We start from the raw sequence: 23,516 nt of genomic DNA on the forward strand, positions 1-23,516 counted from the left end.
GGCCCCGGCACGCGCGGCTGGTGACCCCGCCGGCCCCGGCACGCGCGGCTGGTGACCCCGCCGGCCCCGGCACGCGCGGCTGGTGACCCCGCAGGGCCCGGCTGCGGCGACGCCTGCCGGCGGTGGCAGGGTGGCGGGTATGCGACTGTCGATCTGGCCCGGCGCGGGGCAGCCCTACGCCGACATGCTCGAGGTGGCCCGCCACGCCGCCGACACCGGATGGGACGGCGTCTGGGTCGCCGACCACTTCATGCCCAACGCGGCCCCGGGCCGGCACCCGTTCACCCCGACGCTGGAGGCCGGCTCGCTGGTCGCCGCGCTGGGCGCGAGCGTGCCCCGGGTCCGCATCGGCACGCTGGTCTACGGCAACACGTACCGGCACCCGGCCGTGGTGGCCAACATGGCCGCCACTGTCGACCACATCACCGGCGGGCGGTTCACCCTGGGCATGGGCGCCGGGTGGCAGGTCAACGAGCATGAGCAGTACGGCATCGAGCTGCCCCCGGTGAGGCAGCTGCTGGACCGGTTCGTCGAGGCGCTGCAGGTGCTGCACGGCCTGCTGCGGCAGCCCCGCACGACCTTCGACGGCGAGTACTACCGGCTCACCGACGCGATCTGCGAGCCCAAGCCGGTGCAGGACCCGCTGCCCATCCTCATCGGCGGGGGCGGGGAGAAGCGCATGCTGCGCATCGTCGCCGAGTACGCCGACGCGTGGAACACGTGGGGCCGTCCGGATCTGATCGCGCACAAGTCCGCGGTGCTCGACGAGCACTGCGCCGCGGTGGGGCGCGAGCCGAAGGCCATCGCGCGCACCGCCCAGGCGCTGACCCAGGTCGGCGGGGACCTGCCCGGCGACCTCCCGATGCCGGCCATCGGCGGCTCTGTCGCGAAGCTGACCGAGGAGATCGAGGCGTACCGGGCGATCGGCCTCGACGAGCTCATCGTGCCTGATCGGCTGCTCGGCACCGGCGCCGAGCGGCTGCGCGCGATGGACGTCATCCGGGGAATCGTGGCGGTCTGACCGGGCCCGGATACCCGCCGGTGCCGACTTCTTGATCTTCGGGCAACGGATCGGCAGTATCTTCCACTTGGTGGGACGGTAATCTGCGAAGCAGCCCGTCTCGGGTATGAGCCATCGACGTCTCTCCCGGAAAGGACGGTGTCGACTCGTGAAGGTCGGCATTCCGAGCGAAGTCAAGAACAACGAGTTCCGGGTGGCGATCACCCCCGCGGGTGTCTTCGAGTTCACCCGCGCGGGCCACCAGGTGTACGTGCAGGCCGGGGCGGGTGCCGGCTCCTCGATCAGCGACGCGGACTACGCCTCCGCCGGCGCCACCATCCTCGACGGGCCCGACGACGTGTGGGCCACCGCTGACCTCGTGCTCAAGGTCAAGGAACCCATCGCCGAGGAGTACGGCCGCATGCGCGAGGGGCAGGTGCTGTTCACGTACCTGCACCTGGCCGCCTCGAAGGAGTGCACGGACGCGCTGATCGACCGCAAGGTCACCGGCATCGCGTACGAGACCGTCGAGCTGCCCGACCGCTCGCTGCCGCTGCTCGCCCCGATGTCCGAGGTCGCCGGGCGGCTCGCCCCGCAGGTGGGCTCGTACCACCTGATGCGCTCCGGCGGCGGGCGCGGCGTGCTCATGGGCGGCGTCCCCGGCGTGTACGCGGCCAAGGTCGTGGTCATCGGCGCGGGCGTGTCCGGCATGAACGCGGCGGCGATCGCGCTGGGCATGCAGGCCGAGGTGCTCGTGCTCGACAAGAACATCGCCCGGCTGCGCGCGGCCGACGCCGACTACCGCGGTCACCTGCAGACGATCGCGTCGAACGCGTACGAGATCGAGAAGGCCGTCATCGACGCCGACCTGGTGATCGGCGCGGTGCTGGTGCCCGGCGCGAAGGCCCCGAACCTGATCTCCAACGAGCTCGTGTCGCGGATGAAGCCGGGCAGCGTGCTCGTCGACATCGCGATCGACCAGGGCGGCTGCTTCGAGGACTCGCGGCCCACCACGCACGCCGACCCGGTCTACCAGGTCCACGAGTCGATGTTCTACTGCGTGGCGAACATGCCGGGCGCGGTGCCGCACACCAGCACGTACGCGCTGACCAACGTGACCCTGCCGTACGCGCTGGAGCTGGCCAACCGCGGCTGGCGCGACGCGCTCAAGGCCGACCCGGCGCTGGCCCTGGGCCTCAACACGCACGCCGGGCACGTCACGTACGGGCCGGTCGCCGAGGCCCACGGCATGCAGGCGCTCACCGTCGACGAGGTGCTGAGCTGAGCCTGACCGCGGCGGAAAACCGAAGCGAAAACCGGTGACGTCACCGGAGTTGCGGCGGGCCGTGCAGACCTATCTCGACCACCTCACGGTCGAGCGCGGCCTGTCCCGCAACACCCTGGCGTCGTACCGCCGGGACCTGGACCGTTATCTGGAGTCGCTGACCGCGGCCGGCGTCACCGAGCTGGCCGCGGTCACCCCCGCCGACCTGACCCGCCACCTGGCCGAGCTGCGGGAAGGCACGCCGGAGCACCAGGCGCTGTCGGCGGCCTCCGCGGCCCGGGCGGTCAGCGCCGTCCGCGGCCTGCACCGCTTTGCCGCGCGCGAGGGCATCACCGGCAACGACGTCAGCCGCGACGTGAAGCCGCCCGCCCCTCCGAAGCGCCTGCCGAAAGCCCTCGACGTCGACCAGGTGTCGCGGCTGCTGGCCGCGGTCACCGGCGACGAGCCGCTCGCGCTGCGCGACCGGGCACTGCTGGAATTTCTGTACGGCACCGGCGCGCGCATCTCCGAGGCGGTCGGGCTGGCCGTCGACGACCTCGACGCCGCGGTGGTGACCCTGCGCGGGAAGGGCGGCCGGACCCGGCTCGTGCCGCTGGGGTCGTACGCCCGCGCCGCGCTGGACGCGTACCTGGTCCGGGCCCGGCCGGTGCTTGTCGCGGCGGGCAAGGGCACCCCGGCGGTGTTCCTCAACGCGCGCGGGGGAGCGCTGTCGCGGCAGAGCGCCTGGACGGTCCTGCGCCGCGCCGCGGCCGCCGCGGGGCTGCCGGTGGACGGGGCGCACGCCGTGTCCCCGCACACACTGCGGCACTCGTACGCGACCCACCTGCTCGACGGCGGCGCCGACGTCCGCGTGGTGCAGGAGCTGCTCGGGCACGCCTCGGTGACGACCACGCAGGTCTACACGCTGGTGACAGTGGACCGGCTGCGTGAGGTGTACGCCACCGCACACCCGCGTGCTCGTTAGTCGATGCGCACGAGTCCACGACACGCCATCACGACACGCCGAACGGGTGACCCGGGATGGGCTGTCCTCGTGGCGTACAGTCGGGCATCGGCTCCGGCTGCGGGTCGAGAGGGGGCTAGCGGGACATGGCGGGACACGAGCAGCGCGCGGAGGCCTGGACCTCGGCCCTGAGGGATCAGCAGAATTCCCTCGACCTGGGCGCGGACCTGGGCCCGGCGGATCCGACGGCGTACACGATGCGCCGGCCGATCCCCGAGCCGATGCCGACGGACCGGCACGGCCCGGCGCGGATCATCGCGCTCGCCAACCAGAAGGGCGGCGTCGGCAAGACCACGACGACGATCAACCTGGGTGCGGCGCTCGCCGAGTACGGCCGCAAGGTCCTGCTCGTCGACTTCGACCCGCAGGGTGCCTGCTCGGTCGGGCTGGGCGTGAACCCGCACAACCTCGACCTGAGCGTCTACAACCTGCTCATGCAGGACGACGTCACCGCTGAGGACGTCATCATCAAGACCGATGTGGCCGGTCTGCACCTGCTGCCGGCCAACATCGACCTGTCGGCCGCGGAGATCCAGCTGGTCAACGAGGTCGCCCGGGAGATGGCGCTGGCCCGGGTGCTGCGCACCGTGCGCAAGGAGTACGACTTCATCCTGATCGACTGCCAGCCCTCGCTGGGCCTGCTGGCGATCAACGCGCTGACCATCGCCCACGGCGTGCTCATCCCGCTGGAGTGCGAGTTCTTCAGCCTGCGCGGCGTGGCCCTGCTGCTCGACACCATCGACAAGGTCCGCGAGCGGCTCAACTTCGACCTCGAGCTCGAGGGCATCCTCGCGACCATGTACGACTCCCGCACCACGCACTGCCGCCAGGTGCTGCAGCGCGTCGTGGAGGCGTTCGGCGACAAGGTGTACCAGACGGTCATCACCAAGACGGTGAAGTTCCCCGAGTCCACGGTGGCCGGCGCGCCGATCACCACGCTGGACCCGGCCTCCTCCGGCGCCCGCAACTACCGCCAGCTCGCCCGCGAGGTCATCGCCGCGAAGGTGGAGCGAGGCTAGGAGTGCTCTTCGCCCTCGGCGAGCCGGTCGCGTTCGCCGCGCTCGTCGTCGCCTTCCTGCTCGCGCTCGTGCTGCGCGCGGTCGCGATCCGGCTGACCGCCCGTACGCTTGGCCTGGCCGACCGCCGGGAGACCGTCAGCCCGCGCCTGCGCGAGGACATCGACCCGTTCGGCGCGGTGGCGGCCGCCGTTGGCGGCACCGGCTGGGGCAAGGTCATCACGGTCGACGAGGTGCCGCGCTTCCGCGGCCGGGGACGCGCGGCGGCGGTCTTCCTGGCCGGCCCGCTGACCTGCATCGTCGTGGCCCAGCTCGGCTTCGCGGCGTACGCCCTCAGCACCGACCTGAACCTGCTCACGTACCTACGGCCGGGGGAGATCCTGCACGCCGGCCTCGGCCTGCCGGTGCTCGACCAGGTGCTGCTGTCGCTCGCCACGGGCCTGCTCGCGTTCGGCCTGCTCGCGCTGATCCCGATCCCGCCGCTCGACGGGTTCGGGGCGCTCTGGTCGGCGCAGAAGCGGCCCGGGCCGGGCATGCAGTGGATGCGGCTGTGGTTCGAGGACAAGAACCTCGGCGTGCTGATCCTGCTGATCTTCTGCTTCTTCCCGCTGGGCTATCCGCTGCTGCTGACCATCCTGGACGTCCTCGGGGTGCTGTTCCTGCGGATCTGGGGTCAGGTCTGACGCCTCGCGGTCACGGCCACGGTGCTGATGTGGACGGTCACGGTGTCGCCGACAGCCGCCTCGACGCCGGCGAGGACCTCGTCGCGTTGCTCCGGCTGCAGGGAAGTCATGCCTCCCGTCGTGAGCATCTGCTCCAGCCATTCGTCCCGGCTGTAGGCGTGGTCCCACTCGACGTGCCACTGCTCGGGCTCCTCGAACGCGCCCGCCGCCCGCATGCCGTCGGCGGCCCGGGTGAGCAGCGGCTGGTAGCCCGGCACTCCCGGCTGAGCGACCCCGGGCCGCAGCGGCGAGTCGGGCACGACCCGCAGGTACGCCTCGGCGGCGGCCCGGGCCACGTCGGCCGGCGGCTCGAAGATGTGCCAGACGGGGGCGAGCAGGCCGCCCGGACGCAGCACCTGTGCGGCCTTGACCGCGCCCGCGACCGGGTCGATCCAGTGCCAGGCCGTCCCGGCGACGACCGCGTCGAAGGTCCGCCCGGCGGCGTCCCAGTCCTCGAAGGGCGCCACCTCGACCTCGATCCCGGTACGCCGGGCGAACGCGGCCATCCGTTCGTCCGGCTCGACGCCGAGCACCGTGCAGCCGGCGTCGCGCAGCTGGCGGGCCTCGATGCCGGTGCCGCAGCCGACGTCGAGCAGGTGTTTGCCCGGGGCGGCGGCCACGATGCGGTCCAGGACGGCGGCCGGGTAGCGCGGGCGGGCCCGGTCGTAGCGGTCGGGGTCCACGCCGAACGAGCGGGAGACCTGGTGTTCGCGGTGGGGTTCCGACGGTAAAGTGGGCATGTGCCCATTCCTAGTGGGCATGCGCCCACTCGTCAACCATCTGGAGTTCTGGGTGCCCACCGGGGTCGCGATCAGAGACGTACGCCAGCAGTTGTTCGACGCGGCCGAGCGGGTGCTGCTGCGCGCCGGGCCGAGCGCGCTGACCAGCCGTACGGTCACCGCCGAGGCGGGCGTCGCGAAGGGCGTGCTGCACCGGCACTTCGCCGACTTCGACGCGTTCCTCGCCGACTTCGTGCTGGACCGCCTCGACCGGATGGACGCCGCGGGGCTGCGCGACTCGGCGGGGACCGGCACGGTCGCCGGCAACCTCACCGACGCGCTCACGGCCGTGTTCGGCTCGGTGGCGCTCGCCATCGTGCCGCTCGTGGCGTTCCGCGACGAGCTGCGGGCCCGCCTGCGGCATGCCTGGCCGGCGGGTATCCCGGTGCTGACGGACGCGGCGGTCATGATCGGCGAGTACCTGGCCGCGGAGCAGGACCTGGGCCGGATCCCGGGGGAGGCGGACGCGGACACGCTCGCGGCGATGCTGATCGGGGCGGCCCACCTGAGGTTCGCGGGCGGGGCGCCGGATGCGGCCGCGGTGCGCACCGTGGTGACGACGGTGCTGGCTCAGGCGTTGAAGGAGCGGTAGACCTCCGCCGACCCGGTGCTCAGGTGCCCGTCGTACGGGCCGACCTTGCTCACCGTACGGCCCTCGCGGAACACGATCTGCAGGCCGTGCTCGGGTTCCCAGGCGCACTCGCACTCGACGGACACGTGGACGCGCCCGTCGCCGTACCGGTCGCGGCTGACCACCGGCTCCGCGCCCGGCCGTACGTGATCGAGCACGTCGTCGGGGCCGGCGATCTCGACGTACTCCTCGTCGCCCGGGGAGAACTGGCTCATGACGTCGCGGTAGTAGGCGAAGATGTGCGGCGCCGCGGCCCGGAGTGTGTCGGGGCCGGCGGCGAGGAAGGTGCGGATCGCCGCGTGGAAGTCCTCCGGCGCCTCGTCATCGTCGTACCCCTCGACGACGAACCGGCACGGACCCGCGCCGAGCACCGGGACGGGGAGCGGCTCGCTGAGGTAGGCGTCGTCGTCCCGGGTGACCGGGCCCAGGCCGGGGATCTCCATGGGATCACCATAAAGTTCCGGCCCGGGACGCGGACGTCCCGGGCCGGAGCTGTGCGGCGGGTGCGATCAGGCGAACGTCACGTCGCTGCACCACATGTACGTCTGGTCCTGGTGCGACGCCTGCCAGATGACGAACACGATGTGGTTGCCGGTGTAGCCGGACGTCGACACGTTGAACGTGATGTCCTTGGCCGGCGCGTACCGTCCGGTCTGCGTGATGAAGTCGAGGTTGCCCCACCCGAGCTTCTGGGTGGCGGGGTTGTACCCGTTCTTGCTCACGTAGACCTTGAAGTAGTCGGCGCCGTGGGTGGCCTGGTCGTACAGGTGCAGCGAGAAGTTGCGGCCGATCGTGGTGGTCTTCCACGCGCCCGGCTGGTTCAGGCTGTCGTTCCTCGAGAGGCCGTTGCTGCACAGCTGCCCGTCAGGGGTCTTGGCCTGGAACTGGCCGCCGAGACCGTCCCGCAGGGCGCTCATCCAGTTCCACATGGTGTCCGGGTTCGCCTGGAACGCCTGGTAGCACATGGGATCCTGCTGCTGCATGGCCGGATCGGTGTGGTGGCTGCCCCACGTCTGCCAGCACTGGTACGCCCGGGTGGCCGGGCCGACGATGGTGCCGTGGGCCTGGGCCGCGCCGGTGAAGGGCAGCATGCCTGCGACAAGGGCGAGCAGGAGAACGAACACGCGCAGGGGCTGGCGCGCGGCGGATCGGGATCGGGCGGCGGATCGATCGAGCTTGGGGGAAAGCACAGGACGACCTCCGTTTCTCGGTACAGATCATGGGAGCGCTCCCAGACAGTGAAGCAGTTAGGCCCTGAAATATCAACATTGATCTATCTCTGCGTAACTGTGCCGAGTTGTCCGGCCGTCAGCCCTCGCGGCCGGCTCGTCGCGCGATCGGCGCGGTGGGCCATCGGCGGGTGTCAGCCCGGCGTCGCGGCGCCTTCCGGCTTCTTGGCGATGGCCACGGCGTCAGCGTCCACCACGGTGCCGGTGTCGTCGACGAACGCCAGACGCACGGGGCGGCCGTCGCCGGTCGTCATGGCGTACGCGGTCACGGGCGGGAGGTGGGTCTCGCCCCACCCGATCAGGGCCGCCAGGATCGGCATGGCATCGCGGCCGGCCTGGGTCAGCAGATACTCGTCCCGGGCGCGCTCGCCCTTCTCCTGATAGGCGTGCCGCGTCAGCAGTCCGGCGTCCACGAGATCCTGCAGCCGGGCGCCGAGCGTCGCGGTCGGAACGCCGATGCGCAGGAACTCGGCGTACTTGGTGCGCCCCAGGAACGCCTCGCGCAGCAGGAGGAGGTTCCACTTCTGGCCGAGCACGCCGAGTGTCCGTGCGATGGGGCAGGACCTGTTGGCGGGCAGCAACATGGCGTCCATGCCACGACCGTAGCTGACTTCACATGACGACTGCAGCTCATCTGACTTCAAATAATGAAGTTAGCGGTGTAGTTTCGGATGGGCAGCCTTCCCGGCAACCGAGGAGAAGAAATGTCCACACCTCTGCGCTATGAGGTCCTTGTCACCGAGCAGATCCCCCAGAACGTCACCGGCCTGGTGCCGAACGGCGACAGGCGGATCTTCTCGCCGCTCTCGATCACCCTCGTCTCCGGTGAGCGCGACGCGGTCCTCGTCGATCCGCCACTGACGAGCGAGCAGACCGAGGTGGTGGGCGACTGGGTGGAGGCGAAGGGCAAGCGCTTGACGCACATCGTCGTCACGCACGGGCACGGCGACCACTGGTTCGGTGCGCCGGCGCTGGCCGAGCGTTTCGGCGCCCGGGTCGTCGCCTCGGCGGGAACCATCGAGCAGATGAGGCTCAACGTGCAGATCCGGCCGCAATTCTGGGACACGCTCTTCCCAGGTCAGATCGCCGGCACGCCCGTGACCGCCGTCGTGCCGGCGGGCAACCGATTCGAGCTGGAGGGGCACGCGCTGCGGATCGTCGAGGTCGGGCACAGCGACACCGACGAGACGAGCGTGCTCCACGTGCCGGCCCTCGATCTCGTCGTGGCGGGCGACGTCATCTACAACGGCGTTCACCAGTTCCTGCGCGAGGCACAGGGCGACGGCATCGCCCGCTGGCTGCGGGCGATCGACACCGTCGAGTCCCTGCGCCCGCGCTTCGTCGTCGCCGGTCACAAGGACAGGAATCTCGACGACGACGCGGCGCGCACCATCGAGGAGACCCGGTCCTACCTGAACGCCGCCGCCGAGCTGCTGAAGGAGAACGACACGGCTCTCGACTTCTTCAACGCCATGCTCAGGCGTTTCCCGCACCGGCTCAACGCGGGAGCCCTGTGGGGCGGGGCGACCGCGTTGTACGCCTGACCGCCACCTCAGCCCAGGGCGGCCGCCTTGCGCAGGAGTACCGAGCGTTCCTGGTGGTTCGTGCAGAGCCGGGCGGCCAGCTCCAGCTCGGCGCGCGCCTCCGGTCGCCGGCCGAGGCGGGTCAGCAGCTCGCCGCGTACGGTCGGGACCAGGTGGGAGCCCGCGAGCCGGTCCGTGGCGACCAGCTCGTCCACGATGGCCAGGGCCGGCGCCGGGCCCGACGCCATGGCCACCGCGACGGCCCGGTTGAGTTCGACCACCGGCGACGGCGCGACCCGTCCGAGCGCCTCGTAGAGCACCACGATGCGGTCCCAGTCGGTCGCCTCCACGGAGGGCGCCGACGCGTGGGCGGCGGCGATCGCGGCCTGCAGGCCGTACGGGCCGAGGCCGCGGGCCGAGGCCCTGGCGAGCGCGGTCAGTCCACGGCGGATCGCCGAGATGTCCCATAGCCGCCGGTCCTGGTCCTCGAGGAGGATGGGCGAGCCGTCCGGAGCGGTCCGGGCCGGGAAGCGCGCAGCCGTCAGCTCGCACAACGCCAGCAGGCCGTGCACCTCGGGTTCGTCCGGCTGCAGCGCGGCCAGCGTGCGGACTAGCCTGATTGCCTCGTACGCGACGCCGGGGCGCAGCAGCCGGTCGCCCGAGGTGGCCGTCGAGCCCTCGGTGAAGATCACGTAGAGGACGCTGAGCACGCCGCCCAGCCGTTCCCGGCGCTCGGCGGGCGGCGGCAGCTCGAACGGCACCCCGGCCGCCGCGATCGTCTTCTTGGCCCGGGTGATGCGGGCCTGCACGGTCGGCACGCTCACCAGGAAGGCGCGGGCGATCTCCTCGCTGGACAGGCCGCCGACCACGCGCAGGGTCAGCGCCACCCGGCCCTCGCGGGAGAGCACCGGATGACAGCTGATGAACATCAGGGCCAGGACGTCGTCGTCGATGCGGTCGGGATCCACGTCCTCGTCGAGGGCGCGGCCGGTCGCCGCGCCGGTTGCCAGGTCCGCCGCCAGCAGCGCGTACCGGTCCTCGAGCGCGGCCCGGCGGCGGATCGCGTCGATCGCCCGCCGCCGGGCCGTGGCCGTCAGCCAGCCGGCCGGGTTCGCCGGGGCGGACCGCGGCCACGACACCAGCGCCTCGGCCACCGCCTCCTGGGCCGCGTCCTCGGCCAGCCCGAAGTCGCCGGTGAACCGGGTCAGCGCGGCGACGATCCGCGCCGACTCGATCCGCCAGACGGCCTCGACGCCGGCCGTGTCCATCAGACGCCTTCGGCGGTGCCGGGCGCGAACGTGCCGTCCTGCTCCGGGACCTCGTCGTCCCCGGGCACCCGGCGTACCTCGATCTTGGACCCGCGGGCCGCCGGCATGCGCCGGGCCCACTCGACCGCCTCCTGCTGCGAGGCGACGTCGAGCAGGAAGAAGCCCCCGAAGAGTTCCTTGGTCTCGCCGTACGGGCCGTCGGTGACCACCGGGGTCTCGCCGCTGAAATCGACCACGGCACCCCGGCTCGGGTCGTCCAGCCCTTCCGCGGCGAGCAGGACACCGGCCTTCACCATCTCCTCGATGTACATGCGGGTGTCGGCCATCGCCTTGTCGATGTCGGCCATCATGGCGGCGTTCGACTCGTCCGTGCCCCGCATGATCAGCAGGTACTTCGCCATCGCGTTCTCCTCGTCCGGCGGGCCGCGTCTCGGCTCTCGCACCCTAACGTCGAACGGGCGGAGCGCGGATCGACACGGCCCCCTTGCCGCATAGTCAGATGATCTATACATTGGCCGGCATGGCCGCTTCGATGCGTGAACCCACGTTCTGGATCCTCACCGCGCTGGCGCCCGAGCCCCGGCACGGGTACGGCGTCATCCGCGAGGCTGCCGCGCTGTCCGGCGGGCGGGTCACGCTGCAGGCGGGCACCCTCTACGCCGCCCTCGACCGGCTCGCCGACGAGGGGCTGATCGAGGTCGACCGGGAGGAGCTCGTCGAGGGCCGGACCCGGCGCTACTACCGGCTCACCCGCTCCGGCGCGACCGCCCTGAGCGCCGAGACCGAGCGTCTGCGGGCCAGCGCCGATGCCGCGGCCGCGCAGCTCAAGCGGTTCCGGCCGGGCACCGCCACCTTCCAGCCGGGCGACGCTTTCGCGCGCGGCGCAGCATTCCCGCCGGCCGGGCGCCCGGCGTGGTGAGCGCCGACCCGCGGCTGGTCCGCGCGTACCGCCGGCTGATCCGGTTCTACCCGCCCGGACCGCGGCGCGAGGAGTTGCTCGACACGCTGCTCGAGTGCGCGCCGCCGGGCCGGCGGCGGCCGACGGTGTCCGAGGCCGTCAACCTGGTCCGGCACGGCAGCCGGGCCCGGCTCGGCCGGCCGCGCAGCCGCGGCATCGTCGTGCTGGCGCTGCTCGTCGCCGCGGCCGCGGGCTTCGTCGGCTCCTGCGCGGCGAGCCGGCTCGGCCTCGAGGCGGTCGGGTCGCTGCCGGTGGGTGCCGAGGCGGCCGAGATCAACGGGACCGTCTTCCCCGGCCTGACCGTCTGGGGCGGCGGCGACGCCGAGAAGATCGTCACCCAGGGCGACGGCGAGGGCGTCGAATACGGGTACGCCGTCAACTGGGTCAAGTCCACCCCCGCCACCCGCGACGTGCCCGCCTACACCGCGGCCGCCCGGGCCCGGCTCGAGGCGGCCGGCTGGCGGATCACCGCCGTCGACCCGCCCCTGGACGAGACCGACATGGTCGGGGCCAACCCGGCCGACCGGGCCGAGGGCTTCACCGCCGAACGCGGCGCCCTGGTGCTGCACTTCGCCGACTACCTCTACCCCGGCGCGCCCTGGTACGACGGTGACGGCAACGCCATGTACACGATCTGGCACCGGCAGCCGTGGTGGCTGACCGGCGTCGCCTGGCTCGCCGGCCTGCTCACCGCGGCGCTGTCCTGGCTGCTCACCGGTTGGATGAGCCGTCGCGTGCAGTCCGACCTGGGCGCCGCGCTGGGGGTGACCGGCACGATCTGCTGCCTGCTCGGCATCCTCCCGGCGGCACTGCTCGCCCTGCCGGGCGGCGGCGACGCGGACGAGACCGCCTCGCCGTACTGGCAGGGCCTCGTCTACCTCGGCGCGGGCCCCGCCCTGCTCGCCGGGATGCTCGCCGCCCTGATGGTCGCGGTGGTGTTCGTGGTGAAACCGCCGGCCCCGGTGGCCCGGGCGGTGCGCCGCGCGGCGGGCTCGGCGGGCCGGCTGCGGCACCGGCCGGGCCTGCTCGCCTCGCTGGTCACCGCCGCTGTGGTCGTGGCAGGGCTGGGGCTGTACCGGTCGGACACCCGGCCCGTGGCGGCTGAGTTGTGCACGCCGGACGTGCCCTCCGGGGTCGTGGACCCGCCGAGCGCCCGCCTGAGCTACCGGTCCCGGATCTTCATCGACCCGGCCACCAGGGCCGAGGACCGCAACCTCATCGAGGCGGCGTTCCGGCGGGGCTTCGGCGGCGGCTACACGTTCAGCTGGACGACCACCCCCGGGTTCACGGACGCGTACTGCGACGACGGCCGCGTCGCAGCGGGCGTCGCCGAGACCCTGCCGTACTACTGGGAGATCGATCTCGCCAGCCCGGGCCTGTTCGGGGGCATGGCCCACGAGGTCAGCGGCATGCCGGGCATCGTCGCCGTCCAGCATCTCCCGGCCGGCTCATAGGCCGCCCGGGCCGCGCCGCAGGACCCTGGTCGCCGCGCCCGAGCTGACCGTGAGGGACCACCCGGCGGTCGTGGCGGTCAGCGTGGCCCGCGTGACCTTCTGGCCGCGAGGCTCGGGGCAGGGCCCGCCGACCGCCGGCGGCACGGAGGTGCCCGAGATGCCCGCGTACGGGCCGGTGATCCGGAAGCCGGCCAGGCGGGCGGGGGCGCCGTACCCGGCCGGCGCGCCACGGCGAGCCTCGCGGACCACGCGGTCGGCCAGCGCGAACCGGCCGAACTCCCGCTGGTGGCGCACCGTGAACGAGCCGGCTCCGCAGGACACCGTGTACGTGTCCTCGGTCCAGAACTCGTGGCCGAAGTCCAGGCCGGCGGCGTGTGCCGTCAGCGCCGCCTCGCTCCACCCGAACGCCTTACGGACGTCCGCGGCGTCGGCGAAACCGGCCTTGGCCGCCGGGTCGTAGCGCACCGAGGCCGCGGCCGGGACGGCGTACCCGATTCCGGTGGCGAGCGTGGCACCCGCGACCGCGAGCGTCAGAACATGGCGCGAGAACATCTGTGATCGGGCTCCTCGGCATCGACCGGTGGACTGCTACCGAGATCAACGATCATGCCGGGCGGACGGCGTGCGCCGGCCGGTCAGTTCCGGTACGGCACGTCCTGACGGTACGTGTCGACCATCCAGGACAGGACGCGCATCGCGTGGTAGAGCCGTGCCTTCGCGGTGTCCGGCGCGAGGCCGAGCGCCCGCGCGGCGTCCCCTGTCGTGCGGCCCTGGAAATAGGTCGCGATGATGATTTCCCGGTGCCGGTCCGGGAGGCTCTGCAGCATGGCTTCCATCGGGGGCCGGGGGGTCTCGCGGACCGGGGACGGGATGTCGTGTCTGGTCAGCATCCTCAGCACTCTGGTCACCGCCGCGAGGCATCTCCAGTGCGCACCTGCGACGTAGTTGCCCGGTCACCGACGGCTCCCGCCTTGACACCCGGACCGGGGCCCCAAACGATGGACGGGTTCTTGGCGGGGGAGTGGAACAGGGGCGGCGACAGGTGTCTGTGCAACCAGCGGTGACGGACGCCGCGCCCGAGGTCGCCGAGCCCGCGTCCACCCCGGAGCCGCCGGCCCGCAGCCCGCGGCGGTGGCCCTGGCACCTCGCGGCGGCGCTGGTCTACCTCGGGCTCGGGCTGCTCGTCATGGCCCACTTCGTCGGCGCGCCCAACGACCGGGTCTCCGGCCACCTCGCCAACGACAACACCTGGTTCGAGTGGCTGCTGTCGCACGGGGCGTACAGCGTGCGGCACCTCAGCGACCCGCTCTTCTCCGTACGCCAGAACTACCCCGCCGGCGTGAACATGATGGCGAACACGTCCGTGCTGGGCGTGACGCTGCCCCTGGCGCCGGTGACGATGCTGTTCGGGCCGAAGGTCGCGTACGTGGTGTGGATGGTCCTCGGGCTCGCCGGCACGGCCTTCGCCACGTACTGGGTGCTGCAGCGGTGGGTCGTGCGCTCCCGGACCGCGGCGTTCCTCGGCGGGGCGTTCGCCGGGTTCGCGCCCGGCGTCGTGCACCACGCCAACGGGCAGCCCAACTTCGTCAGCAACTTCGTGCTGCCGTTCATCATCATCGCGGTGATGCGCCTCGGCGTGACCGGGCGGTGGCTGCGCGACGGGATCGTCCTCGGGCTGCTGGTCACCTACCAGGTGTTCATCAACGAGGAGAACCTGACGGTCACCGCGCTGAGCTGCGGTGTGGCGATCATCGTGTACGCGGCCCTGCGACCGCGGGCGGCCTGGCGGCGGGCGAAACACTTCCTGCTCGCCGCCGCCGTCACCACGGCCGTGGCGGGCACGCTGTGCGCGTACCCGCTGTGGTTCCAGTTCAACGGGCCGCAGTCGTTCGCGTCGCTGCCCACGTACCAGTCGTGGGGCGAGGACCTCGTCACGTACGTGACGTTCGCGCGGGACACGATCGTCGGCGACCCGATCGTCGAGAAGACGATGGGGCGCCCGGAGCAGAACAGCTGGTTCGGCTGGCCGCTGACCACCGTCGTGGTGATCGCGATCCTGGCGCTGGTGTGGCGCTCGGTCACCGTACGGGTCGCCGCCATCACCGCGATCGTGCTGGCCGTCTTCTCGATGGGGCCGCGGATCCGCTGGGCCGGCACGTACACCGATGTCGCCGGGATCTGGCACTACATCCCGGACGACCTCCCGGTCATCGGCCTGCTCGTGCCCAGCCGCCTCACGTTCGGCGTGGTGGGCATCTTCGCCCTGATCATCGCGGTGGCGTTCGACGCGCTCAGCCGCGTACCCCGGAAAAGCCTGCCGGTCCGCCTGGCGTCCGGCGCCGGCATGCTGGCGATCATCGCGGCCCTCGTGCCGTTGATCCCGAAGCCGTTGCCGGCCATCGTGGACGAACGGCCGCCGCTGTTCATCACCTCCGGGGCGTGGAAGGCGTACGTCCCGGAGGGCCGCTCGCTCATCCCCCTGCCCCCGCCCAACAAGTTCGCCGGGCGCGACGCGCTCGGCTGGAGCGCCTGGGCCGAACACGAATTCCCGGTGCCGGAAGGCTACTTCCTCGGCCCGAACGAGAACGGCATCGGCCGCGCGGGCGTGGCCTCCAGCATGCTGACGAGGCTGGTGAACCGCACCGTCAAGGAGAACAAGGTCCCGCTGATCACGCCGAAGGTGCGGGCGCAGGTGCAGGACGACATCCGGCGGTTCCGCGGGTCGGTACTGGTGCTGCGTGCCCGTCCGGCCAACGACAACGTCCGGGAAATGGTGAACCAGCTCGTCGGCCCCGGCGAGCAGTACGCCGACGCCTGGGTCTGGCGCGTCGGCTGACCTACCGCCGCCGCCACGCCTCCAGCAGCCGCGCCAGCCGCCGGGCCGCCTCCGGGTCGCGGCCCAGCAGCACCGCGGCGGCGAGCGCGACCAGACCGGCGCCACCCGTGGCCAGCGCCAGCTCCGGATCGATCCCTCCGCCGAGCACGGCCGCCCCGCCGGCGGCCGCGACCGCCTCGGCCGCCCGTACCGGATCCACCCGGCGGACCGCGCCCGCGACCAGCCTGCGGCGCCGGGCAGCCGGGCCACGGTCCAGATCCTCGAGGGCCGTGCAGGCCAGCTCGGTCAGCTCCGCGGCCACCGCCGGCACACCGAGCCGCCGGGCCATCGGCACGTGCAGCACCAGGGTGTCCAGCGAGACCCGGCGGCGGCTCGCCGGCGGGCACGGCCGCAACGTCCGGAGGTTGTGCAGCCGGTCGGCGACCGCCACCAGCATCACCTCACGGCCGATCGGATCAGGCGTACGGATCGCGCCGGCGGTGAGCGCCTCGACCGTGCCGGTGATCTCCGCACCGAACTCGGCCCGCAGACCGGCCGGCCGCACCGGGGTGTCCTCGATGACGTCGTGCAGCAGGGCCGCACAGATCGCCGGAGTGGATCCACCGTTGCCCGCCACGATAGTGGCGACCGCGACCGGATGCGTGATGTACGGATCCCCGCTGCGGCGGCGCTGGCCCCGGTGCGCGCGATCGGCCACGCTGAACGCGTAGAAGACCAGCGGGATGTCGTCGTTACGGTCACTGTCGCTGAGGATTCGCGCCACTGCGCCCATCGTCGATCCCATGTCCCAGTCTAGGTAGGGCAGCAGCTCCATCGCCGTGAGTGAATGCCCGCCGCGGTGGCGTGGGCCGAGGAGGCCGGGCTGAGCCCGTCGCCGGTGGCGCAGGTCGAGGCGGCGCTCGCGCGGGAGCGGGACTTCGTCGAGAGTCAGTTCTTCGCCCTGCTCGGCACGCTCGGCCTCGAGACCGGCTGAATCCCTTATGCCTGCGGCGCGATCCGGGTTACGGTCGCAGCGTGATCCCGCTCGAGGCCGTCGCCGCCGCGTACGCGCAGTGGGTCACCCCTGATCTGCCGCTGTACGGCGACGACCACGACCGCGGCGACTTCGCTCCCTGACCGGGCGTCCCTCCTCACGCCCGAGTCCCTGTCCCCGATCTCCGGGAGCGATTTCCCATGCCCGAATCCGGCATCCGAGCCGTGCTCCGTGCCCCGCAGGTGCTGCTCGTCCTCGCCGCCAGCCAGGTCGGCCGCCTGCCGCTGGCGTCCGCGCCGCTGGCGCTGCTCATCCACGCCCGGCAGGAGCGCAGCCTCGCGCTCGCCGGGATCATCGTCGCCGTCTACACCGCCGGGATGGCGGTCAGCGCGCCGCTGCTCGCGCGTACGGTGGACCGCTGGCGGCAGCCGCCCGTGCTGTGGGGGTCCGCGGCGCTGTCGGCGTGCGGGTTCGTCCTCGTCGCGTACGGCGGTGACCGGCTGCCCGTCGCGCTCGTCGGCGCTGTCGTCGCGGGCCTCGGCACGCCGCCGCTCGAGGCGTGCCTGCGTGCGCTGTGGCCCGCGCTGGTGCCGCCGGCTCTGGTGCCGGCCGCGTACACCCTGGACATCGCGGTTCAGGAGATCATCTTCGTGGTGGGGCCGCTGATCACGCTGGCGGCGGTCGCGCTGGCCGGACCTGCGGCGGGACTCCTCGCCGCGGCGGCGCTCCAGCTGGCCGGTGTGGCGGCTTTCACGCTCGCTCCCGCCGTACGCCAATGGCACGGCATGCCGGCGCACCGGCACTGGGCCGGACCGTTGCGGGTCCGGCATTTCGCCCTGCTGGTCGGCGGCATCGTCTGCGTCGGCGCGGCGGTGGGCAGCCTCCCCGTCGCGCTCACCGGGTATGCGGAGGCGGCCGGTGACCGGTCGCTCACCGGATGGCTGCTCGCGGCGCAGGCCGGCGGGGCGCTGATCGGGGGCCTGCTCTACACCCGCGCGACTCCCGGCGACGCGCGCCGGTTGCCGCTGCTCGCGGTCGCCTTCGTCATCGGGTACGTCCCGTTGCTGCTCACGCCGAGTGCCGGGGTGATGGCGGTGCTCGTGGCGGTCAGCGGGCTGGCGCTGCCGCCGCTGCTCACCGCGGTGTTCCTCGCCGCCGACCGGCTCGCGCCGAGCGGCACGGCGGTGGAGGCGTTCGCCTGGATCATGACCGCGTTCACGGTGGGCAGCGCGCTGGGCGCGGCGCTGACCGGCACGCTGGTGGGGATGCAGATCCGGTACGGGTTCCTGCTGGCTCCCGTGATCAGCCTGGTGGCGGTGCTCGCGATGGCCCTCGTGTCCCGGGAACGAGTCGCGACGGCCCGCGCTGCTGGCATCCGGTGAGGTCGCGGCGGTAACCTGCGAACCCGTGCCGACCGAACCGCTGCGCCCCGGTGACCCCCAGACACTGGGTGGTTACCGGCTGCTGGGCCGGCTCGGTCAGGGCGGCATGGGCGCCGTCTACCTGGGACAGGGCCCCGACCGGCGGCTCGTCGCGGTCAAGGCGATCCGGCCGGAGCTCGCCGACGAGCCCGAGTTCCGGGCCCGGTTCCGCAGCGAAGTGAACCGGGCCCGCGCGGTGCCGTCGTTCTGCACCGCCCCCGTGCTCGACGCCGACCCGGAACACGCCACGCCGTACCTGGTCGTCGAGTACGTGGACGGGCCCAGCCTCGCCGAGGTGGTCGCCCAGCGCGGCCCGCTCACCGGCGGCGACCTGCACAGCGTGGCGATCGGGGTGGCGACGGCGCTGACCGCGATCCACGGCGCCGGGGTCATCCACCGCGACCTCAAGCCGCGCAACGTGCTGTTCTCGCTCGGCACCCCGAAAGTGATCGACTTCGGCATCGCCCGGGCGTTCGACGCGACGAGCAACCACACGCGTACGGACCAGATGGTCGGGACGGTCGCGTACATGGCGCCGGAACGGTTCGACACCGAGCGGCCCGGCGTCGGCCCCGCCGCGGACGTCTTCGCCTGGGGCGTGGTGGTCACGTACGCCGGGACCGGCCGTACCCCGTTCCGCGCCGACTCCCCGGCCGCCACCGCCGCGCGCATCCTCACCCAGCCGCCCGACCTCGGCGAACTGCCGTCCCCGCTGCGCGACATCGTGGCGTTGACGCTCGCGAAGGACCCGGCGGACCGGCCCACCGCGGCGGAGCTGCTGGAGCTGCTGCTGGACACCGGCTCGCACAGCCTCGCCGAGCTGGCCGGCCGGCCCGAACTGCAGAAGGCCGCCCGGGCGGCCCGCGCGACCCGGCCTCCGCGGGTTCCCGGCCGGCCCCGCCGGGGCCGGCGTCGGATGGTGGTCGCCGGTGCCGCCGTGGCGGCGGCGGTTCTGGCCGGAGCCGGCGCGTGGGCGGTGACCAGCAGCCCGGCCCCGAAGCCGACGGTCTCCGCCTCGGCCCCGCCCCCGGCGGCACCCGCGATCGGCAACGGCCCGGTGATCATCGATCGGCTGGACCGCGCCGGGCAGTGGCGAGCGTCCGAGGACGAGGTCGGCACCTGCGCGTTCACCGGCGGCCGGCTCGTCGTGAGCAGCGAGGACTCCCAGTACTACGTCTGCCACGGGCCGGAGGACAAGTTCGCCGGTGACCAGTCGATCGATGTCACCGTCGCGCTGCTGAAGCCGGACAGCTGCGCCTCCCTCGGATTCCGGCGCATCGGCGAGGGCCTGGGCTACGTGGCATCGCTGTGCGGCGACGAGGTGACGCTCTCGCACGAAGGGGACGACACCAGCACCCCGATCGGTACGGTCCGGACCGCGGCCCTCGCCGACGGCAAGGACCACCGGTTCCAGCTCGTGATCCGCGACGACGTGGCGACCGCGATGCTCGACGACACACCGGTGGTCGCGGCCCGGGTGGACGACCGGGACCTGATCACCGGCTGGGTCGAGCTGGGGCTGGACAATCACGGGCAGGACGGTGGGGTGGCGTCCCGGGATCTGGAGATCCGTACCCTCGGCGACACGGCCTCGCCCGCGCCGGCGACCGCGCCGGGCTTCACCGACGTGAGCCGCGGCGACACCGACTCGATCGTGAAGCTGATGTCGTTCCGGCCGGGCCGGAACACCGCCGTCGTCGTGGAACCGGTCGTCTTCATGACGAACCCCGGCTTCTGCCAGGCGTTCGGCATCCCGGCCGACGACAAGCGCTGCACGTACCCCTGGAACATCGCCGGCAGCGAAGCCACGATCACCCTGCCCCGCGCGGACGACGGCGGCCTGGCCCTGCTCGACCCCGACGACCCGGCCCGGTGCGCGGACAGCACGGGAGCCGCCACCTGCCGGGCGTCCGCGGCCGACTTCGACGAGTGGCTCGGCGACGGGGAGGAGCTGGTCCGGCTGCAGACCCGCGACGGGGTGGCCGTCAGCCTCGCCCAGCTCCACCTGCCGGACTGAGCCCGGCGGCGAGTTACCGCTTCGGCGCCGTGACGTTGACCTTGGCGAGAGCTGCCCGGCCGGCGCCGCGGCCGACGGTGTGGGGGTGCGAGCAGTGAGCCGGGAACAGCTTGTCGGACCGGTGGTCTACGGTCAGCACGTGCCTGAAGAGCCCGTCATCCCCCCGCCCGGCGACCCCGCCGGGTCGCCCGATGCCGCGCTCGCCGGTTCGGTCGACGCCGCGCCCGTCGGCCTTTCCGATGCCGCGGACGGCACTCCCGTGGCCGACGAGGCGGACAGCGGCAAGTTCACCGTGCGGCTGACGAACTTCACCGGGCCGTTCGACCTGCTGCTGCAGCTCATCGGCAAGCACAAGCTCGACGTCACCGAGGTGGCGCTGCACCAGGTCACCGACGACTTCATCGCGTACATCCGCGGCATGGGCGACGACTGGGACCTCGGCGAGGCCAGCGAGTTCCTCCTGGTCGCGGCCACCCTCCTCGACCTCAAGGCGGCCCGCCTCCTGCCCGCCGCGGAGGTCGAGGACGAGGAGGACCTGGCCCTGCTCGAGGCCCGCGACCTGCTGTTCGCCCGCCTCCTGCAGTACAAGGCGTACAAGGAAGCCGCGGCGCACATCTCCGAGCTCGAGAGCACCGGAGCCCGCCGCTGGCCACGCGCGGTGTCGCTCGAGCCCCGCTACGCCGAAGCGCTGCCCGAGCTCGTCCTCGGCATCGGCGCCGAACGGCTCTTCAAGCTCGCGCTCAAGCAGTTCACCCCGAAACCCGGCCCGCCGCAGGTCTCGATCGCCCACATCCACCAGGTACGCGTCAGCGTCCGCGAACACGCCACCCTCCTGCGCGAACGCCTGCGCCGGGCGGGCACGGCGACGTTCACGCTGCTGGTCGCGGACTGCGAGAACACCCTCGAGGTGGTGGCCCGCTTCCTGGCCCTGCTCGAGCTGTACCGCGAGGGCCTTGTCGACTTCGAGCAGCCGGTCTCCCTCGACGAGCTGACCGTCCGCTGGATCGGCGGCGACGACGCGGGCACGGACATAGACATCGACGACTACGAAGGCACGCCGCCCGAACCGGACACCGCCGCCCTGGACCCGGACGTCGACGCGGAGCCGGTGGCCGTCGCCGCGGGATCGGCCGACGGTGAGCAGGACGACCGGGCGGAAGCTTCATCGGACCAGGACTCGGAGAAGGACGCATGACCGACGAACGCCCCGATTCGCTGGCCGCACAGGCGGCCTCCTGGGTCCCGCCCTGGGAACGGGCGCAGCGCCCGCCCGACCCCGCCTACGCCGCGGCCCACCAGGCGGACGACGCCGACCCGGCCGAGGACGCCGAGGCTGCCGGCGACGCCGAGTCTGTCAGCGAGGTCGAGCCGGCCGCGGAGGCTGAGCCGGCCGCGGAGGGCGAGCCGGCCGCGGACAGTGAGGTTCCGCCGGAGCTGCCGCCCGTGCCGGGGGAGGCCGGCGGGCCTGCCACCGTCGACGCGCCGCGGGAGGTGCCGGGGGAGGAGGAGCTCGCTCCCACCGATCTCGGCGTCGGGCCGGAGGTGCCGATTCCCGGGGCGATCGAGGAGGCCGCGGAGAACGAGATCGGGTCGGCGCCGCTGGTCGACGCGCCGTTGCCGGCCGACGGGGACGACGCCGGTGATGTGTTCGACCATGCCGCGGACGACGACCTGAGCGACGACGCCGAGGGGGACCTGCTGTTCGCCGAGGAGGTGCCCGGCGCCGCCGCGGAGCCGGTCGACGACGAGGACGAGCCCGACCCGGAGCCGGTCGGGGACGCGCAGGCCGGCGGGGACGCGCAGCGTGCGGAGGAAGCGCAGGCCGGCGGGGACGCGTGGGCCGCCGGGGACGCCCAACCGGCGGGAGACGCGCGGGCCGCCGGGGACGCGCGGGCCGCCGGGGACGCGCAGGCCGGCGCAGACGCGCAGGCCCGCGGGGGCGCGGCGCGGGGGGACGGCCGGGGGGTCGAGCTGGACGCCGCTGCGGAGCCGGCTGGGCGGGGCTCTTCCCGTGCCTCGGTGCCCGGGCAGGGGCGGCGCGGCCGGTCAGCCGGTGCTGCTTCTGCTGACGCCTCGACCCGTACCGTCGAAGAAGTTGAAGAAGTAGAGCTCAAGCCCCTCGATGATCAGGAATTGCGCGCGGCGCTCGAAGCGATTCTGCTCGTCGTCGACGAGCCTGTCGCCGAGATGCAGCTGGCACAGATCATGGAGCAGCCGACCGAGCGGGTCGCCGCGATGCTGGAGGACATCTCCGCGCGGTACACCGCGGCCGGGCACGGGTTCGATCTGCGGCGGGCCGCCGGGGGGTGGCGGTTGTACACCCGGCCGGAGTACGCGCCGTACGTCGAGCGGTTCGTGCTCGACGGGCAGTCGGTGCGGCTCACGCAGGCCGCGCTGGAGACGCTCGCGGTGGTCGCGTACAAGCAGCCGGTGACGCGGTCGCGGATCTCGGCCATCCGCGGTGTGAACTGTGATGGGGTCATGCGTACCCTTGTCACGCGCGGCCTCATCGAGGAATGCGGCACCGAGGGTGAGACCGGGGCATTCCTGTACCGGACCACGGCGCTGTTCCTCGAGAAGCTCGGCCTCAACTCGGTGGACCAGCTGCCCCCGCTGGCCCCGTTCCTGCCCGACGACGTGGAAGAAGTGCTCGATGCCTCAGGTTGATCCGGACAACTCCGTGCGGCTGCAGAAGGTTCTCGCAACCGCCGGGGTCGGATCCCGGCGCGCCTGCGAAGATCTGATCTTCCGCCGGCGCGTCACCGTCAACGGCCGCGTGGCCAAGCTCGGCGACAAGGTCGACCCGGCCACCGCGGAGATCCACGTCGACGGGCAGCGGGTGGTGACCGACACCAAGCTGGTGTACCTGGCGATGAACAAGCCGCGTGGCGTCGTCTCCAGCATGGACGACGAGAAGGGCCGCAACGAGCTCGCCGACTTCCTCGGCACGTTCGAGCAGCGCATCTTCCACGTCGGCCGGCTCGACGCCGACAGCGAGGGCCTGCTGCTGCTCACCAACGACGGCGCGCTGGCCCACAAGCTGATGCACCCCTCGTACGGCGTCTCCAAGACGTACCTCGCCGAGGTCGCCGGCCCGCTGCCCCGTACCGTGGGCAGGCGCCTGCTGGCCGGCGTCGAGCTGGAGGACGGCCCGGCGAAGGTCGACGCGTTCAAGCTGGTCGACGCGATCGGCAAGACTGCCCAGGTCGAGATCACCCTGCACGAGGGCCGCAAGCACATCGTCCGGCGGATGATGGACGAGGTGGGCCACCCGGTGTCCCGGCTGATCCGCACGGCGGTCGGCCCGATCCGGCTGGGGGACATGCGGCCCGGCGGCTTCCGGCACCTGTCCAACGCGGAGATCGCGGCGCTGTTCAAGGCGGTCGGCGACTAGTCCCGGG

At 72.7% G+C, this 23,516-nt stretch carries 25 protein-coding genes; 16 read left to right on the top strand and 9 right to left on the bottom strand.

Annotated elements, in window-relative coordinates:
* Window positions 1–139 precede the first annotated feature (139 nt).
* The 5 genes from IT780_RS40115 (at window position 140) to IT780_RS40135 (ending at window position 4,987) form a co-directional block, all read left to right on the top strand.
* Window positions 140–1,021 carry a TIGR03560 family F420-dependent LLM class oxidoreductase gene (locus IT780_RS40115; protein WP_199517128.1) on the top strand — a complete coding sequence of 294 codons (882 nt, stop codon included), beginning with the start codon at window positions 140–142 and terminating at the stop codon, window positions 1,019–1,021.
* Window positions 1,022–1,169: 148 nt separating this feature from the next.
* A complete protein-coding gene (ald, locus tag IT780_RS40120) occupies window positions 1,170–2,285 on the top strand; it encodes an alanine dehydrogenase (protein WP_199517129.1) in 1,116 nt (371 codons plus the stop codon).
* 34 nt (window positions 2,286–2,319) lie between these two features.
* Window positions 2,320–3,249 (top strand): site-specific tyrosine recombinase XerD, encoded by a 930-nt coding sequence (locus IT780_RS40125; RefSeq protein WP_199517130.1) that lies wholly within the window; start codon window positions 2,320–2,322, stop codon window positions 3,247–3,249.
* A 125-nt stretch (window positions 3,250–3,374) separates the two neighbouring features.
* Window positions 3,375–4,307, top strand: coding sequence for a ParA family protein (locus IT780_RS40130; protein ID WP_199517131.1), 933 nt, complete (start codon window positions 3,375–3,377; stop codon window positions 4,305–4,307).
* A gap of 2 nt (window positions 4,308–4,309) precedes the next feature.
* Complete coding sequence (locus IT780_RS40135) at window positions 4,310–4,987, top strand: zinc metalloprotease (RefSeq protein ID WP_199517132.1); 678 nt, start codon at window positions 4,310–4,312, stop codon at window positions 4,985–4,987.
* Here the strand turns inward: IT780_RS40135 and IT780_RS40140 are convergent.
* Window positions 4,978–5,766, bottom strand: coding sequence for a class I SAM-dependent methyltransferase (locus IT780_RS40140; protein WP_199517133.1), 789 nt, complete (start codon window positions 5,764–5,766; stop codon window positions 4,978–4,980). The two genes, IT780_RS40135 and IT780_RS40140, sit on opposite strands and share 10 nt — an antisense overlap.
* A gap of 19 nt (window positions 5,767–5,785) precedes the next feature.
* On the opposite strand from IT780_RS40140, the gene IT780_RS40145 reads away from it, so the two are divergent.
* Window positions 5,786–6,397: a TetR/AcrR family transcriptional regulator gene (locus IT780_RS40145; RefSeq protein ID WP_233414316.1), complete on the top strand. Its 612-nt coding sequence runs from the start codon at window positions 5,786–5,788 to the stop codon at window positions 6,395–6,397.
* Here the strand turns inward: IT780_RS40145 and IT780_RS40150 are convergent.
* The 3 genes from IT780_RS40150 to IT780_RS40160 all read right to left on the bottom strand — a co-directional run bounded on the left by IT780_RS40150 (window position 6,376) and on the right by IT780_RS40160 (window position 8,258).
* Window positions 6,376–6,879 carry a DUF6985 domain-containing protein gene (locus IT780_RS40150; RefSeq protein ID WP_199517134.1) on the bottom strand — a complete coding sequence of 168 codons (504 nt, stop codon included), beginning with the start codon at window positions 6,877–6,879 and terminating at the stop codon, window positions 6,376–6,378. The two genes, IT780_RS40145 and IT780_RS40150, sit on opposite strands and share 22 nt — an antisense overlap.
* A 66-nt stretch (window positions 6,880–6,945) precedes the next feature.
* A complete protein-coding gene (locus IT780_RS40155) occupies window positions 6,946–7,560 on the bottom strand; it encodes a lytic polysaccharide monooxygenase auxiliary activity family 9 protein (protein WP_307831643.1) in 615 nt (204 codons plus the stop codon).
* A 239-nt stretch (window positions 7,561–7,799) separates the two neighbouring features.
* Window positions 7,800–8,258 (bottom strand): winged helix-turn-helix transcriptional regulator, encoded by a 459-nt coding sequence (locus IT780_RS40160; protein ID WP_199517136.1) that lies wholly within the window; start codon window positions 8,256–8,258, stop codon window positions 7,800–7,802.
* Between the two features lie 111 nt (window positions 8,259–8,369).
* Between IT780_RS40160 and IT780_RS40165 the strand changes: the two genes are divergently transcribed.
* Entirely contained in the window at window positions 8,370–9,209 is an 840-nt protein-coding gene (locus tag IT780_RS40165) for an MBL fold metallo-hydrolase (RefSeq protein ID WP_199517137.1), read from the top strand.
* Between the two features lie 8 nt (window positions 9,210–9,217).
* Here the strand turns inward: IT780_RS40165 and IT780_RS40170 are convergent, their stop codons facing one another.
* Window positions 9,218–10,456: an RNA polymerase sigma factor gene (locus tag IT780_RS40170; RefSeq protein ID WP_199517138.1), complete on the bottom strand. Its 1,239-nt coding sequence runs from the start codon at window positions 10,454–10,456 to the stop codon at window positions 9,218–9,220.
* Window positions 10,456–10,857, bottom strand: coding sequence for a YciI family protein (locus IT780_RS40175; protein WP_199517139.1), 402 nt, complete (start codon window positions 10,855–10,857; stop codon window positions 10,456–10,458). Before IT780_RS40175 ends, IT780_RS40170 begins: the two co-directional genes overlap by 1 nt.
* A gap of 119 nt (window positions 10,858–10,976) precedes the next feature.
* Between IT780_RS40175 and IT780_RS40180 the strand changes: the two genes are divergently transcribed.
* Together IT780_RS40180 and IT780_RS40185 are read left to right on the top strand one after the other, a co-directional pair.
* Entirely contained in the window at window positions 10,977–11,375 is a 399-nt protein-coding gene (locus IT780_RS40180) for a PadR family transcriptional regulator (RefSeq protein ID WP_233414317.1), read from the top strand.
* The gene (locus IT780_RS40185) at window positions 11,369–12,868 is read left to right on the top strand and encodes a hypothetical protein (protein ID WP_199517140.1); all 1,500 of its coding nucleotides are present in this window, start codon (window positions 11,369–11,371) and stop codon (window positions 12,866–12,868) included. The genes IT780_RS40180 and IT780_RS40185 overlap by 7 nt, the downstream gene beginning before the upstream one ends.
* On the opposite strand, the gene IT780_RS40190 is transcribed toward IT780_RS40185, so the two are convergent.
* Window positions 12,863–13,420, bottom strand: coding sequence for a hypothetical protein (locus IT780_RS40190; protein ID WP_199517141.1), 558 nt, complete (start codon window positions 13,418–13,420; stop codon window positions 12,863–12,865). The genes IT780_RS40185 and IT780_RS40190 overlap by 6 nt on opposite strands.
* Window positions 13,421–13,503: 83 nt before the next feature.
* Window positions 13,504–13,758 carry a sigma factor-like helix-turn-helix DNA-binding protein gene (locus IT780_RS40195; protein ID WP_233414318.1) on the bottom strand — a complete coding sequence of 85 codons (255 nt, stop codon included), beginning with the start codon at window positions 13,756–13,758 and terminating at the stop codon, window positions 13,504–13,506.
* Window positions 13,759–13,928: 170 nt separating this feature from the next.
* Here IT780_RS40195 and IT780_RS40200 point away from each other — a divergent pair, with 170 nt between their 5' ends.
* Complete coding sequence (locus IT780_RS40200; protein ID WP_199517155.1) at window positions 13,929–15,704, top strand: glycosyltransferase 87 family protein; 1,776 nt, start codon at window positions 13,929–13,931, stop codon at window positions 15,702–15,704.
* Between the two features lies 1 nt (window position 15,705).
* On the opposite strand, the gene IT780_RS40205 is transcribed toward IT780_RS40200, so the two are convergent.
* Window positions 15,706–16,518, bottom strand: coding sequence for an HD domain-containing protein (locus tag IT780_RS40205; protein WP_199517142.1), 813 nt, complete (start codon window positions 16,516–16,518; stop codon window positions 15,706–15,708).
* A 12-nt stretch (window positions 16,519–16,530) separates the two neighbouring features.
* Between IT780_RS40205 and IT780_RS40210 the strand changes: the two genes are divergently transcribed.
* The 6 genes from IT780_RS40210 (at window position 16,531) to IT780_RS40235 (ending at window position 23,509) form a co-directional block, all read left to right on the top strand.
* Entirely contained in the window at window positions 16,531–16,677 is a 147-nt protein-coding gene (locus IT780_RS40210; RefSeq protein WP_199517143.1) for a hypothetical protein, read from the top strand.
* 200 nt (window positions 16,678–16,877) lie between these two features.
* Window positions 16,878–18,059 carry an MFS transporter gene (locus tag IT780_RS40215; protein WP_233414320.1) on the top strand — a complete coding sequence of 394 codons (1,182 nt, stop codon included), beginning with the start codon at window positions 16,878–16,880 and terminating at the stop codon, window positions 18,057–18,059.
* Window positions 18,060–18,084: 25 nt separating this feature from the next.
* Window positions 18,085–20,115: a serine/threonine-protein kinase gene (locus tag IT780_RS40220; protein WP_307831648.1), complete on the top strand. Its 2,031-nt coding sequence runs from the start codon at window positions 18,085–18,087 to the stop codon at window positions 20,113–20,115.
* A gap of 121 nt (window positions 20,116–20,236) precedes the next feature.
* Window positions 20,237–21,310, top strand: coding sequence for a segregation and condensation protein A (locus IT780_RS40225; protein ID WP_372443921.1), 1,074 nt, complete (start codon window positions 20,237–20,239; stop codon window positions 21,308–21,310).
* Entirely contained in the window at window positions 21,307–22,782 is a 1,476-nt protein-coding gene (gene scpB, locus IT780_RS40230) for an SMC-Scp complex subunit ScpB (protein WP_199517145.1), read from the top strand. Before IT780_RS40225 ends, scpB begins: the two co-directional genes overlap by 4 nt.
* Complete coding sequence (locus IT780_RS40235) at window positions 22,769–23,509, top strand: pseudouridine synthase (protein ID WP_199517146.1); 741 nt, start codon at window positions 22,769–22,771, stop codon at window positions 23,507–23,509. Before scpB ends, IT780_RS40235 begins: the two co-directional genes overlap by 14 nt.
* The last annotated feature ends 7 nt before the right edge of the window (window positions 23,510–23,516 follow it).

The sequence above is a fragment of the Nucisporomicrobium flavum genome, assembly GCF_016464385.1.
Classification (GTDB): domain Bacteria; phylum Actinomycetota; class Actinomycetes; order Mycobacteriales; family Micromonosporaceae; genus Actinoplanes; species Actinoplanes flavus_A.